This window comes from Bythopirellula sp. (genome assembly GCF_041737835.1).
GTDB lineage: Bacteria > Planctomycetota > Planctomycetia > Pirellulales > Lacipirellulaceae > Bythopirellula.
Genome location: NZ_JBGSQY010000049.1, coordinates 56,504 through 69,592 on the forward strand (window position 1 = coordinate 56,504; position 13,089 = coordinate 69,592).

A 13,089-nucleotide genomic window follows, 5' to 3' on the forward strand; every position below is an offset into this window, starting at 1 on the left:
TTGTGAAGTGTTAACAGGTCGTTGCCAGCACGGTTTGCGCTAGCGAAGCAACAATTCTATTGAGATACTGTTTGTTCAGATACAGTAACGAGGAATAGGCCGCGGATAAACGCTGATTGGGCGGATTTGCGCGGATCATTTTTGTGACATAAAGCAATCTGCGTACATCCGTTCAATCCGTGTTCATCTGCGTTCTATTTTTACGACATGCCCACTGACGAACAAACCGTCGATAAATCAGACGCGCGGGTGCGGGAAATGTTCGGCCAGATCGCTGGCCGCTACGATTTCCTCAACCATTTGCTGTCGCTCAATATCGACCGCTATTGGCGGTGGCGGACCGTGCGAGCTGTCCCGCCACGCCAAGGGGGCCGAGTGCTCGACGTCTGCACAGGCACGGGCGATTTGGCGATCGCCTATCATCAGGCTGCGTGGGGAGCCGCCAACGTGATCGGCGCCGACTTCTGCTACCCAATGCTCGCCATTGGCCGGAAGAAGGCCAACAAAATTGTCACCGACCGGCCCATCCTTTTTATCGAGGCCGATGCCCAGCACATTCCCTTGGTCGATAACAAATTCGACGTGGTGTGCGTGGCGTTCGGACTGCGGAATGTTGCCGACACCGACCGCGGGTTGGCCGAAATGACCCGCGTGTGTGCCCGTGGCGGAAAAGTGGCGGTGCTGGAATTTTCCACGCCCCAGTGGCAACCGTTCAAGGGAATTTACAACTGGTACTTTAAGAAAGTCCTGCCGCGGATTGGCCAGTTTTTCGCGCGCAACTCCCACGAAGCATATGAATATCTGCCCGAGAGCGTCGGCCAATTCTTGCAAGGCGAGGAACTGGCCGAACGTATGCGGGCCGCGGGACTGGTGGACGTTTCGTATCGCTCGTTTACATTAGGAGTGGCCACACTTTACGTTGGTACGAAGCCACTCTCGGAATCCGTGCTGGCGATGTCGTTGAGGAAATAGGCATGGCATCTGGTCCAAAAAACATTTGTGTCGCGATCACCGGCGCGAGCGGCGCGGTGTTTTCCGTGCGGTTGATCGAAGTCTTGCTCGCGACGGGGCATGACGTGCATCTGGTGATCAGCCCCAGCGGGGCCCATGTGATTCGCGAAGAGATGGACCTGAACGTCGATCTCGAAGACTTCAAGCCGGCCCAGTTGATGCTCGACGACATCAAACATGCCGCCGACAGCAAGATCCAACTCTTGCAGGCGAGCGCAGGAATTGGCACGGCCGACAGCAATGTGCTTTCGGTCGATGGGGGCCGCATTGGCGAGCTGACCAGTTACAACCACATGGATTTTCAGGCTTCGATTGCGAGCGGTTCGTTTATCACGCGGGGGATGGTGGTCTGTCCCTGTTCGGGAACAACGCTGAGCGGCATCGCCCACGGCTCGGCCAGCAATTTGATTCAACGCGCCGCCGAAGTTCATTTGAAGGAACGCCGTAAGTTGATTCTCGTGCCCCGCGAAACACCGTTGTCGCTGCCTCATATCGAAAACATGCGGCTGGTTACTTTAGCTGGCGCCGTTGTCATGCCTGCCTCACCGGGTTGGTATCACGGGGTGACGACGCTCCGCGATTTGGTCGATTTCATGGTCGCACGGATTTGCGATCAACTTGGCATCGACAATTGCCTCATCAATCGCTGGGGAACGAGCGTTAATCCTTAAAGTACCCATGCTGCAAACCGTCAGCCATCTCCTTTCACTGATTCGCTTTAGCCACACGATCTTCGCGCTACCGTTTGCGCTGTTGAGTGCGATGATGGCGTGGCGGCTCGGTGCCGTAGAAGATGAGCTAAAATCCATCGTGATTTATCAAACAAGGAAGCTTGAATTTCTTGGCGGATACGATGTGAACATTCGGGTGCGCAATCTACCAATCTGGGATTTGCGCTGGCAAGAACTTTTCGGCATCTTGCTGTGCATGGTGTTCGCCCGCAGCGCGGCGATGGCGTTTAATCGTCTCGTGGATCGACGAATCGACGCCGCGAATCCTCGCACGGCGGGGCGACATCTCCCAGCGGGAATTCTGAGTGTTCCCCTGGTGACAATCTTCACAGCCGCTTGCGGCTTAGCGTTCATCGCCAGCACGCTCTTGTTTCTTCCCAACCGCTTGCCACTTTATCTGAGTCTCCCCGTCTTGGCCTTCCTGTGCGGCTACAGTTTTGCCAAGCGCTTCACCGCGCTCGCACACCTGTGGCTCGGCACGGCCTTGGCGTTATCGCCCGTGGCCGTATGGATCGCGATTCGCGGTGAACAGGTTTTGGCCGATCCCGCTGATTTGCTCCCAGCCGTTGTTTTGGGGGGCGTCGTACTCACCTGGGTGACCGGCTTCGACATCATCTACGCCTGCCAGGATTTTGAATTCGACCGCCAGCGGAAATTGCACAGCATTCCCGCCAAGCTGGGGATCGCCCGTTCGTTGCGTCTGGCTGCCCTGTGTCACGCCGCCACGCTGGGGCTGTTGGTGCTACTTCCCTTTGTCTATCCCGCGTTTGGCGTGCTGTATGGGATCGCGATTGTGGTGGTCGCCGGGCTCCTGATTTACGAGCACGCCCTGGTGCGGCCCGACGATCTCGACCGGGTGAATGTCGCGTTTTTCAACGTCAATGCGGTGATCAGCTTGGGTCTGTTTGCGGTTGGAACCCTAGACCTCTGGCTTGGTGCTGGGTGATAATGCTTTGTTCACATTACGGTCGAGACGACTGCGGCTAACGGATTACAAAAAAAATTATGCTTCGCACTTCCTCACCCATTCTTCAACCGATTCGCGAAAAAGTGGAAGCCGGCGAGCGGCTTACGCTCGACGACGGCGTTTTGCTTTATCAACAGGAAGTCCCCCTGCCGGAGCTGGGCGAGTTGGCCAACTTGGTTCGCGAACGCAAGAACGGTAACTTCGCTTACTACAACATCAACACGCATCTCAACCCGACGAACATTTGCGTTTATCGCTGCACGTTCTGTGCGTTCCGCGCCGATCTGCGCGATGCCAAGGGTTACTGGATGAACGACGAGCAGATTCTCGCGCGTGGCCAGGAAGCCGTCGACGCGGGTTCCACGGAAATGCACATCGTCGGTGGACTCCATCATCAGGCGAAGTACGAATGGTATCGCAAGGTGGTGAGCCTGTTGCACGAAAACTATCCGAGCCTGCATCTCAAAGCTTGGACGCCCGTGGAGATCGATTGGTTTTCGCGGCAGACTAAGAAACCGATCCGCTGGGTCCTGGAAGATATGCTCGACGCGGGGCTAGGAAGTCTCCCCGGCGGCGGGGCCGAGATTTTCCATCCCGAAGTTCGGCAACAAATTTGCGAACACAAAGCGGATTCCGCCCGTTGGTTCGAAACGCACCGCACGGCTCACCAGTTGGGGCTGCGTTCCAACTGCACGATGCTCTACGGCCATATCGAAAAGCCGTACCACCGCATCGATCACTTATTGCGCTTGCGTGAATTGCAGGACGAAACGGGCGGGTTCCAAACATTCATTCCCCTGGCATTCCACCCCGACAACACCGGCTTGAGCCACATCACCAAGCCTTCGGGGCCAATGGATTTGCGCACGATGGCCGTCAGTCGGCTGATGCTCGACAACATTCCCAACATCAAGGCCTATTGGATCATGCTCGGCATCGGGACTGCCCAGTGCGCCCTTTCCTACGGGGCCGACGACCTCGACGGCACCGTGCGGCACGAGCTGATCTATCACGATGCCGGGGCCGAAACGCCCGAAATCTTGAGCGTCGAAGCAATCCGCCGCCTCATAGAAGAAGCAGGCCGCGTGCCGATCGAACGCGATACGCTCTACCATCGGGTCGAGCGCACGGGTGATCGCTGGCGTACGGGCGAGCAAATCGCCGTGGGCTGAGCTTGTCTGGCTGTTTTTATCTCACGCTAGTCGCGCGACATGAACAGCTGCAACACGTACCAGAACAGCAGGATGACCGAGGCAAACAAGCCCAAGGCAGCCGCCACGTACTGAGTCGTGCGGTAGTTGTGCAGAACCTGCGACGTGTTGTAGAGGATCGACACACAGGCAAATGCGATCATCGCATAAGTGAAGATTGGGCCTGGCTCGAAGTTAAACACAATTGCACAAACGATAATTCCCATCGCCGCAAAAAAGCCGAAAATCAAAACCGATCGCAGGAACGAAAAGTCTTTGCGCGTAATAAACACAATCGCCGTCATAATGCCAAACAGGCCCAAAGTGGCGGCGGCCGCGGTGGGAATGACGTCAGGATTAAATGTCTTGGCGAAATACAGCAGCGGGGCCGTAATCACGGCCTGGGCGAACACGTAAAGCCCGAGGCCCATGTACTGCTTTTGCAGCGACACGGCACTGAGTGCCCACGAGTTGGCAACCCAGCTCACCACCATGAACACACCCATCACAACCAGCCAGCCGTAGCGAGTCCCCACCATCAAACCGACCATTTGCTCGGTGATGGGCAGGCTCAGCAACACGGCGGAGAGCGCCACGAAGGCGGCAATCGCCCCCGCGAGGTGCATATAAGTTTTGGAAATGAACGAAGCCCGTTCGTCTTGGGTGGCTTGGGCCGCGGTGAGCGACATCATGCCGGAGAGCGAATAAGGATTCTCGGATTGCTGTGAGCCGTAGTTCATTTCTTGGTACTCCTAAGTAGGAATAAGTATTGCCGAATGGCCGTGTGGGGTGAGTCTACCTTAATAATCTAGCTCGGGCCAAACCGAATTAGGAAGTCGAACTCCCAAATTGTATCGTCCCGTGGTGAAATCAGGGTCAAGCGTGTAGGTTGAGCCGGTCTTGGCCGTAAAATTTCCTAAAATCGGCGATTTGGTGGTTGTTGAACCAAAATCGCAGTTAATCCGTAGAAATCCACAGTTCGACGAGCTCTGATCCAAGATCTCGCTCCGGACGACGAAAGACCACAAGAGGAAGACAATGTTTTTTGATCCGCTCTATTTTTTGATGATTGCCCCCGCCCTGCTGCTCATGGTGTGGGCTCAGATGCGCGTGAAGAGTACCTTTGCTGCCGCGCAAAAGGTATCGACACCGCTGAGCGGTGCCGCCGCCGCTCGGCATATTTTGGACTCCGCCGGTTTGCAGGATGTTGCGATTGAACAAGTCCCTGGCCACCTGTCGGACCACTACGATCCGCGCCACAAAGTTTTGCGGCTGAGCCAAGACGTTTACAGTGCTCGCACGACCGCGGCTGTGGGTATCGCTGCGCACGAAGCGGGACACGCCCTGCAAGATGCTCATAGCTACATGCCGCTCGTGATACGCAATGCGGCCGTTCCCGCCGCGACGTTTGGCGGCAACATGAGCATGATCATGATTATTGCCGGTGCCCTGCTCTCGGCTCCCAAGCTGATCGTCGTGGGTATCGTGGCCTTCGCCTTTGTGGTGTTCTTCCAATTGGTGAACTTGCCCGTCGAGTTCGACGCCAGCAAGCGGGCGAAGCTCTTGCTTGTCGAGCACGGTATCGTTGGCAGCAACGACATGGTCCACGTGAACAAGGTGCTCAACGCCGCCGCCTGGACTTACGTGGCTGGCACACTGCAAGCCGTGATGACGTTGCTCTACTACATTGTCCGCTTCACAGGCAACAGTCGTGAATAATACAAGGTGAGCCGGGTTGTCCCGACCCCCGAATACCCAGTTTGCAGCCTAGAAAGGCACTCCCCGACCGGATACCATAAAGGGTTGAAAAGCCGCGTGATTTTCGGCGGCTGGTAACCTGGGGTGACGAATCTCACCCCGCCTGTTGCGGGAGAATCTCAATGGTGCAGCGGCTCTGTAACCACGCGGCCTTGGTGGTGCTCGGCATATTTGTCGGCATGGTCGTAGCTGTTGGCTGGTACGGTTTGGGCCAAGGCACCCAAGTTCAAGCCACCGCCACCCACGGCGAGGCAAACTTCGCCATCGCCACCGGCTTTGTCGACATGGAAATCGAGGCGTTTTACTTTCTCGACTTTCTCACGGGCGATCTCCGTGCTGCCGTCGTCAGTCGCCGCACGGGGGAATTTGTCTCCTTCTTTGAGAAGAATATTTTGGCAGACTTTGGCACGCTCCCCAAGAACCCCAAATTTTTGATGGTCACCGGCATGGCCAACATCCCGCGTGGCCAGGCGGCCTACCAAATCGGCAACAGCCTGATTTACATCGCCGAGGCTTCAGGCGGAACGGTGAATGCCTATGCTTTGCCTTGGAACTCCACGTTGAACAACAAAGGCGAACCGCAACGAGGCAGTTTCGTGCGTGTGGCGGGTGGCTCGTTCCGCACGGCCTTTGTTCGCGATGAATGAGAGAAGCATGATGCAACTCACGGTTAATGGCCAACCGCGTGAACTCGCCGAGGGTTCGACAATTGCTGACTTGCTGTGCGAGTTGGAACTCGATCCGCGCACGCTGGCCGTGGAGCGGAACTTAGATCTTGTGCCCCGCGCAAAACATGCCGAGACGCAACTTGAGGCTGGCGACCGCGTGGAAGTCGTGACCCTTGTGGGTGGCGGTTAAGGACAATACTAGCCGCGAATCAACGATTCGCAGGGACCCGAAAGAATGGCAACTGATCTGCAAACAGAAAATTCGCTCACCATCGGCACGCACACGCTCAACAGTCGGTTGATTGTGGGGACGGGCAAATATGCCAGCTACGCGTTGATGGGCGAATCGCTGGAACGTTCGGGCACCGATTGCATCACGGTCGCCATCCGTCGCGAGCGGTTGATTGATGCGGCTGGTAATAATCTGCTCGATTTCATCGACACCCAGCGCTACACCTTACTGCCCAACACGGCTGGGTGTTTCAATGCCGAGGATGCCATCCGTGTGGCCCGGCTAGGCCGCGAAATTTTGTTGGGTCTCGAAAATCCTGGTGCCGATTGGGTGAAGCTCGAAGTGCTGAGCGATACCAAAACACTGCTGCCAGATCCGATTGCCACTTTGGAAGCGACCGAAAAGCTCGTCGCCGAAGGCTTTCAGGTGCTGTGCTATTCGACCGATGATCCCGTGGTCGCACGGCGATTGAAAAACGCCGGGGCCACGAGCGTGATGCCCGCCGGTAGTCCGATCGGCTCGGGCCAAGGCGTGCTCAATCCCAATAACATTCGCATTTGTTTGGAGTATCTGAAGGAAAACGACCCTGATTATCCCGTGATCGTCGATGCCGGCGTCGGCACGGCCAGCGACGTAACCATCGCGATGGAGCTGGGCGTTGACGGCGTGCTGCTGAACACGGGCATCGCCCACGCCAAGGATCCCTTACGAATGGCCGATGCGATGCGTCACGCGACCGAAGCTGGACGACTCGCTTTCCTTTCAGGCCGCATTCCGAAAAAGCTTTACGCCACGGCCAGTAGTCCCGAAGAAGGAACGATCACCACGCGACCGCGGTAACAAATTCTCTCACGGCAGAATGAAGGACCGATGCCGACCTCCAGTCAAATTGACGTTTCCGACATACTTGGGCCCGAGGGCTCGATTGCTCGGCGGTTGTCGCACTACGAAGAGCGGCCGCAGCAACTTGCGATGGCCGCTGCCGTGGCCGCGGCGATTCGCAACAAGCAGCATCTTGTCGTGGAAGCAGGCACCGGTGTGGGCAAGAGCTTCGCTTATTTGGTGCCAGCCATTTTGGCCGCGACGCAGGAAGAAGGCTCCGAATCTCAAGAAAAGAAGCCTCTGCGAGTCGTGATCTCCACGCACACGATCAGCTTGCAGGAACAGCTGCTGCACAAAGATTTGCCGCTGCTCAACAGCGTGATTCCACGTGAGTTTTCGGCCGTCTTGGTCAAAGGCCGCGGCAATTACATCAGCTTGCGTCGCTTACACAAAGCCATCGCACGCGGTGGCAGCTTGTTCGATAAATACGAATCGCTCGACGAGTTGCGTGCGATTCGCGACTGGAGCGAGACGACCACCGACGGCTCGCGGAGCGATCTTTCGTTCCAACCGACCCCGCAAGTTTGGGAAGAAGTGATGAGCGACCACGGCAACTGCATGGGTCGCAATTGCCCGACCCATCGTAAGTGCTTTTATTATCAGGATCGCCGTCGGGCTCAGAATGCTCAGATTTTGATCGTTAATCATGCCCTGTTTTTTAGTGACTTGGCCCTGCGACGTGCCGGCGTGAATATCTTGCCGGATTACGACGTTGTGGTGCTCGACGAAGCCCACACCATCGAGGGTGTGGCGGCCGACCACATGGGGATTCGTCTTTCCAACGGGCAAATTGAATACACACTGAGCCGGCTCTACAACGAGCGGACACAAAAAGGTTTGCTCGCCGATTTTGAAATGCGCGATTTGCAAAAAATCGTCGAACGCTGCCGCATGGTGGCGGACGAGTTTTTCGCCGACCTGTTGGATTGGCAGGAAGACAAAGCTCCCAGCAATGGCCGCGTTACTCAACCGCTTGAGATCAAGAATCAACTCAGCGGTGAGCTACACAAACTCGCGCGGGAAGTTAAGCGAGTTGGTGATGCTAAACATGAAGAAACCGACAAGCAGGATTATATTTCCGCTCATGATCGGCTGATTGCCCTCTCGGGCGAACTCAATTCCTGGCACCGCCAACAACTCGCGGGGGCCGTCTATTGGGTCGAAGCCTACCGGACTCGTCGCGGTGTTCCGCGGCTCTCGTTGTTGGCTTCGCCGATTGACGTCGGTCCAGTGCTCCGCGATCAACTCTTTAACCAAGTCCCTACCGCGATTCTCACGAGTGCTACCTTAGCCGTCGGACACAGTGACAAGTTTGAGTTTTTCCGCGATCGCATCGGTCTCGTGAAAAGCAACACGCTGAAACTCGACAGCCCCTTCGACTATTCCGAGCAGGCCGAATTGGTGACCTTACGAGGCATGCCCGACCCTTCCAGCGAACGCCAAGAATTCGATCAGGCCTCGCTCGAAATGATTCGTCATTTTGTCCGCGAGAGCGATGGCCATGCGTTTGTGTTGTTCACGAGTTACGAATCCCTGCGCCGCGCGGCCACGCAGTTGGCGCCTTGGCTGCGTGCCAACAACCTTAACTTGCTAAGCCAAGCCGATGGCACCTCGCGGACGCAGATGATCGAGAATTTCAAAGCCGATCCGCGCTCCGTTTTGCTGGGGACCGACAGTTTCTGGCAAGGGGTCGACGTGCCGGGGGATGCCTTGCAGTTGGTGATCATCGCCAAGCTGCCGTTCAGTGTGCCGGATCGCCCCCTGCTTGAGGCCCGTTTTGAAGCGATTCGCGATCATGGCGGCGAGCCGTTTCGCGAGTATCAACTCCCCGAAGCGGTGCTCAAGCTCAAGCAAGGTTTTGGCCGTTTGATCCGCAGCCGCACCGACACGGGCCGCGTGGTGATTCTCGACCCGCGGATTCACACAAAATCATACGGCCGGACGTTTGTCGATTCGCTCCCCAATTGCCGGAAATCGCAATTGGACTATGCTGTGCTGATTGGCTCGTAAAATTGAGGACCCACCGTGGCACAGACTGTTGAACCTGTTATCACCGAACAGACCAGTGGACGACTACTCGCGCTCGACGCTTTTCGTGGCATGACGATTTTGGCCATGATTCTGGTGAACAATCCGGGCGACTGGGGGCATATGTATTGGCCGCTCGCGCATGCTCCCTGGCATGGTTGGACTCCCACGGACTTGGTGTTTCCTTTTTTCTTGTTCATCGTCGGAACCGCACTGGCTTATTCGCTGCGCAAGTTCCGCAATGGCGCGGAAGTTTCTCCCGCGGTGTATTGGCGAATTGCTCGCCGCACGATTGTGTTGATCGCCTTGGGGCTGCTGCTCAATCGCTCGACATCGATTTTCAACTTTCTTTTGGGTAACGCGGACACAATCGTTTGGAGCAACTGGCGGTTTCCGGGTGTGTTGCAGCGGATCGGCTTGGTCTATTTGCTTGCTTCGCTTGTCGTTTTGCACTTGGGGCTGCGTTCTCAAGTGATCCTCGCGGCGGTTCTGCTGCTCGGTTATTGGGGACTACTGGCATGGTTACCGACGGATAATTACCAAACCAATCTTTCGCCCGACGGCAATGTCGTGCGCGAAGTCGACTTGGCTATCCTGGGACCAAGCCACATGTACACCCAAGCCACCAGCGAAAAGACCGACCCCGAAGGTCTCCTGAGCACCCTCCCTGCGATCGTGACGGCCCTGGCCGGATATTGGGTGGGGCTGTTCATCCAACGCCGCGGAGTAAACGTCAAAACAGTTGTGGGCCTATTAATCGCGGGGGCCATCGCCGTCGCGATTGGATTGCTCTGGGGCACAGTGTTGCCCATCAATAAGAAACTTTGGACCAGCAGCTTCGTCGTCCTGACCGCCGGCTGGGGGTCGATTGTGCTGGCCGGGTCGCTGCTGAAATTTGATATCTGGGGCTGGCGAAGAATTGGCCGAGCATTTGAAATCGTCGGCGTAAACGCGATTCTCGTGTTCGTGGCTTCGGGGCTATGCGCGGTGCTGCTGAGCGTAACGCACGTGGGCGAAGTTTCCACAAAGCAATGGCTTTACAGCACGCTCTTTACCTCGTGGATCACGAGCCCCGAACTCGCCTCGCTGGGCTATGCGGTCGCCACGGTCACCTTTTGGTGGATTGCCATGTGGCTACTCAGCCTCAAAGGCTGGAGCATCCGGGTTTAGCGTACTTGCTGAGCTCCGACGGTTGCCGCAGGTGGTGGTGGGAGGAGCAAGGTCGGCATGGCCGCGCGAGTCGCGTCGATGTATTCGCGCAAGAGTTCCATAGTCGTCTGAAATTCTGGTCGCGAAGTAAGATCGGTGAATTTCGTGTCGCCGCTCACCAGCTTAAAGCGACCAAACACATTCTCAAGCGCCGTGATATCGGCTCCGTCACCCGAGGTTCGCAGTTCGGGGGGAAGTGCCAAATACTTATCCCAATCCGGATTGAGGATTTGCGCAAGTTGCGTGGAGGAAGAGACCAGCGCTTGCCGCAGGGCTTCCACTCGCACCGGCGAAATCGCCGTGGCTGGTATGACCGAGCTATCAGGCGTCGTGGCCGCTTGTTCCGCCGCGACGGCTTCCACGCGCATACCCCCGGTGAGTTCGGTCACGAAGGCCTGCATTTGCGTGGCCGCTGGCGGAATCACTTGCGGCATGTTGGGATCCGTAGTTCCGTAGAACGACATGTTGGCGGCTTGATTGATTTCGAGCACCGAACCATCAACCGACGCCCCCAGGAATAAGCCTCGGCTACGTGAGTACGAGAGAATCTCCGCTTGCAAGCGCATGTCCGTTGCAGCGGAAGCATTGCGTCCGACGGGACCCGCGGCGGCGGCGGCATCGACGCCAATCGTGAACTTGCCATTGAGCAGACTTTCGACGCTCCGCCGGGTTGTGAAGACCAGCACCACGTCGGTTCCTTGCACGCCGGCTTGCCAACCGACGCTGCCCCCCGTAAGGGTCACAAACCGTGGCAATCCCCAACTGCCGTCGGCATCGCGAATCATAACCACACCTTGCCCACGGCGTATGCCGGCGACAAAACCAATCTTGATCACGCGGGGAATGATGGCCAAGCCTTGCGCTTCATTGAGTAGCCGTGTGGGAATCGACCGCCCGGGAATAGCGATCAATTCCGCCAGCACCTGTTCACTTTGGGTAATCGTCGTCGTGGGATCGTTCGCCCACGAGCGAGTTGTAACCAATCCAAGCGTGATAACAACGAGTGCGGCCAATCCGTGACGCATGGGAACTCCGTAAATTGAAAACTCGTAAACTGAAAAAATAGCGGGGCAAGATAACTACGCGAAGCATCGCCGTCTGGGTCGAGATTCTAAACCAGTCGGTGCGTTCTGAAAGCGCCAAAATTTGGCCGCCGGGTGCTAGCATAATGGCGATCTGGTATAATTAGCTACGGAGGAAAAGCTATGTCGTACAATTTCCCGCCTGAAATCAGGACACTCGTCGATCAAAATATGGCCCTTGGCGTTTATGCGTCCGAGGAGCATCTGTTGCAAGCCGCCTTGGGTGTTTTGAGCGAGTATCATGCCACGATTGGCGATATCCGCCACGGCATGAATGAGTACGAGGAGGGAAAGGGTGAATTATTGTCGGAAGCCTTCGCAGGCATACGTCAGCAAATCGAGAACTAGCGCGTGACGTACCGTGTGATCATTGTGCCGCGAGCGAAACAGCAACTCGCTCAGATCGCACTCTGGTGGTCTGGAAATCGATCCGCAGAGCAGGCGTTGAAATGGCTGGAGCATTCTGAAACTTCGCTCCAGTCACTCTCCTCAAATCCCGAACGATGTCGGCTCGCACGAGAGAATGAAGACTTCGATCAAGAACTGCGAGAGCTTTACTTTGGATCGGGTAAGAAGTTTACCCATCGTGCTATCTTTGAAATTCGAGATAGCGATGTCATCGTGTATACAATACGACATCTTGCACAAGCCGATTTAACATCTGACGATCTCTAATTCCTTATTCGCGCTTAATCAGCTTCAACACTGCCCTGCCGGCAAGGAAAGGTCATAGCTGGGAACAACTATGCATCAGTAGGGCAAGGCTGCCATCCAATTTGCGAAGCCCAATTCTCAGCGGCAAAGTAAATGAGATCAACAGCGGGATCCTTAACGCTGGGATACTTCTTTGGATCCTTCAACTCAGTTGCGAGTAACATTTTAAGTTTGCAATAGGCTTCAGCAGTTGGTAGATGCCTGCGAAGATAGTCTCTAAATAGAAGCGAGTATCTTTGATTAGCTCGGCTAGCTAATCGGACATGTGTATTAGTGAAACGCTGGTGCCGCGGTGGATTAAAGAACCATTTTTCCCATTCACTTTTAGACGCAACATCCCCGGCAGGTTGATGATCACTTGTGATATTCTCGGCACGTGAGTAACCGAGCATTTCAAACTTGTTTAATAAATCATCATCGAATGCTGCCACTGTTACCTGTATGTCGATGATGTTTTTTGCGGCCAAACCAGGAACAGCTGTGGAACCAATATGGTCGATGCGTATAGCCTTTGCTCCGAGCCCCTTACGCAATGCACCAGCAATTACCTTGAAATCGTTGGGCCACGACGGTTGATAGGGAACAATTTCTAAAACTGCCATCTGAGTTACTCCCTA

Annotated in this window: 15 protein-coding genes; 12 read left to right on the top strand and 3 right to left on the bottom strand. The window is 55.9% G+C overall.

Going from position 1 to position 13,089, the window contains the following annotated elements:
• Window positions 1-207 precede the first annotated feature (207 nt).
• The 4 genes from ubiE to mqnE are packed head-to-tail and all read left to right on the top strand — an operon-like array spanning window position 208 to window position 3,881.
• Window positions 208-972 (top strand): bifunctional demethylmenaquinone methyltransferase/2-methoxy-6-polyprenyl-1,4-benzoquinol methylase UbiE, encoded by a 765-nt coding sequence (gene ubiE / locus AC6T8Q_RS14960; RefSeq protein ID WP_500679840.1) that lies wholly within the window; start codon window positions 208-210, stop codon window positions 970-972.
• Between the two features lie 2 nt (window positions 973-974).
• Complete coding sequence (locus AC6T8Q_RS14965) at window positions 975-1,682, top strand: UbiX family flavin prenyltransferase (protein ID WP_500679841.1); 708 nt, start codon at window positions 975-977, stop codon at window positions 1,680-1,682.
• A gap of 10 nt (window positions 1,683-1,692) precedes the next feature.
• A complete protein-coding gene (locus AC6T8Q_RS14970; RefSeq protein ID WP_500679913.1) occupies window positions 1,693-2,688 on the top strand; it encodes a UbiA-like polyprenyltransferase in 996 nt (331 codons plus the stop codon).
• A gap of 59 nt (window positions 2,689-2,747) precedes the next feature.
• The gene (mqnE, locus tag AC6T8Q_RS14975; protein ID WP_500679842.1) at window positions 2,748-3,881 is read left to right on the top strand and encodes an aminofutalosine synthase MqnE; all 1,134 of its coding nucleotides are present in this window, start codon (window positions 2,748-2,750) and stop codon (window positions 3,879-3,881) included.
• 26 nt (window positions 3,882-3,907) lie between these two features.
• Here the strand turns inward: mqnE and AC6T8Q_RS14980 are convergent, their stop codons facing one another.
• On the bottom strand, window positions 3,908-4,639 hold the full coding sequence (locus tag AC6T8Q_RS14980; RefSeq protein ID WP_500679843.1) for a Bax inhibitor-1/YccA family protein: 732 nt from the start codon (window positions 4,637-4,639) through the stop codon (window positions 3,908-3,910).
• A 298-nt stretch (window positions 4,640-4,937) separates the two neighbouring features.
• Between AC6T8Q_RS14980 and AC6T8Q_RS14985 the strand changes: the two genes are divergently transcribed.
• The 6 genes from AC6T8Q_RS14985 (at window position 4,938) to AC6T8Q_RS15010 (ending at window position 10,637) form a co-directional block, all read left to right on the top strand.
• Window positions 4,938-5,618 (top strand): zinc metallopeptidase, encoded by a 681-nt coding sequence (locus AC6T8Q_RS14985; protein WP_500679844.1) that lies wholly within the window; start codon window positions 4,938-4,940, stop codon window positions 5,616-5,618.
• A 161-nt stretch (window positions 5,619-5,779) separates the two neighbouring features.
• Window positions 5,780-6,304 carry a hypothetical protein gene (locus tag AC6T8Q_RS14990; protein ID WP_500679845.1) on the top strand — a complete coding sequence of 175 codons (525 nt, stop codon included), beginning with the start codon at window positions 5,780-5,782 and terminating at the stop codon, window positions 6,302-6,304.
• Window positions 6,297-6,515, top strand: coding sequence for a sulfur carrier protein ThiS (thiS, locus tag AC6T8Q_RS14995; protein ID WP_500679846.1), 219 nt, complete (start codon window positions 6,297-6,299; stop codon window positions 6,513-6,515). Before AC6T8Q_RS14990 ends, thiS begins: the two co-directional genes overlap by 8 nt.
• Before the next feature lie 45 nt (window positions 6,516-6,560).
• A complete protein-coding gene (locus AC6T8Q_RS15000; RefSeq protein ID WP_500679847.1) occupies window positions 6,561-7,397 on the top strand; it encodes a thiazole synthase in 837 nt (278 codons plus the stop codon).
• Between the two features lie 30 nt (window positions 7,398-7,427).
• Window positions 7,428-9,449 carry an ATP-dependent DNA helicase gene (locus AC6T8Q_RS15005; protein WP_500679848.1) on the top strand — a complete coding sequence of 674 codons (2,022 nt, stop codon included), beginning with the start codon at window positions 7,428-7,430 and terminating at the stop codon, window positions 9,447-9,449.
• 15 nt (window positions 9,450-9,464) lie between these two features.
• Entirely contained in the window at window positions 9,465-10,637 is a 1,173-nt protein-coding gene (locus AC6T8Q_RS15010) for an acyltransferase family protein (protein WP_500679849.1), read from the top strand.
• Here AC6T8Q_RS15010 and AC6T8Q_RS15015 read toward each other — a convergent pair.
• Window positions 10,634-11,701, bottom strand: a complete 1,068-nt coding sequence (locus AC6T8Q_RS15015; protein WP_500679850.1) for a lipid-binding SYLF domain-containing protein — start codon at window positions 11,699-11,701, stop codon at window positions 10,634-10,636. The genes AC6T8Q_RS15010 and AC6T8Q_RS15015 overlap by 4 nt on opposite strands.
• A gap of 180 nt (window positions 11,702-11,881) precedes the next feature.
• Here AC6T8Q_RS15015 and AC6T8Q_RS15020 point away from each other — a divergent pair, with 180 nt between their 5' ends.
• Together AC6T8Q_RS15020 and AC6T8Q_RS15025 are read left to right on the top strand one after the other, a co-directional pair.
• Window positions 11,882-12,106, top strand: coding sequence for a hypothetical protein (locus AC6T8Q_RS15020; RefSeq protein WP_500679851.1), 225 nt, complete (start codon window positions 11,882-11,884; stop codon window positions 12,104-12,106).
• 24 nt (window positions 12,107-12,130) lie between these two features.
• The gene (locus AC6T8Q_RS15025) at window positions 12,131-12,433 is read left to right on the top strand and encodes a type II toxin-antitoxin system RelE/ParE family toxin (protein WP_500679914.1); all 303 of its coding nucleotides are present in this window, start codon (window positions 12,131-12,133) and stop codon (window positions 12,431-12,433) included.
• A gap of 68 nt (window positions 12,434-12,501) precedes the next feature.
• Here AC6T8Q_RS15025 and AC6T8Q_RS15030 read toward each other — a convergent pair whose 3' ends face one another.
• The gene (locus AC6T8Q_RS15030) at window positions 12,502-13,074 is read right to left on the bottom strand and encodes a GrpB family protein (RefSeq protein WP_500679852.1); all 573 of its coding nucleotides are present in this window, start codon (window positions 13,072-13,074) and stop codon (window positions 12,502-12,504) included.
• Window positions 13,075-13,089: the final 15 nt, after the last annotated feature.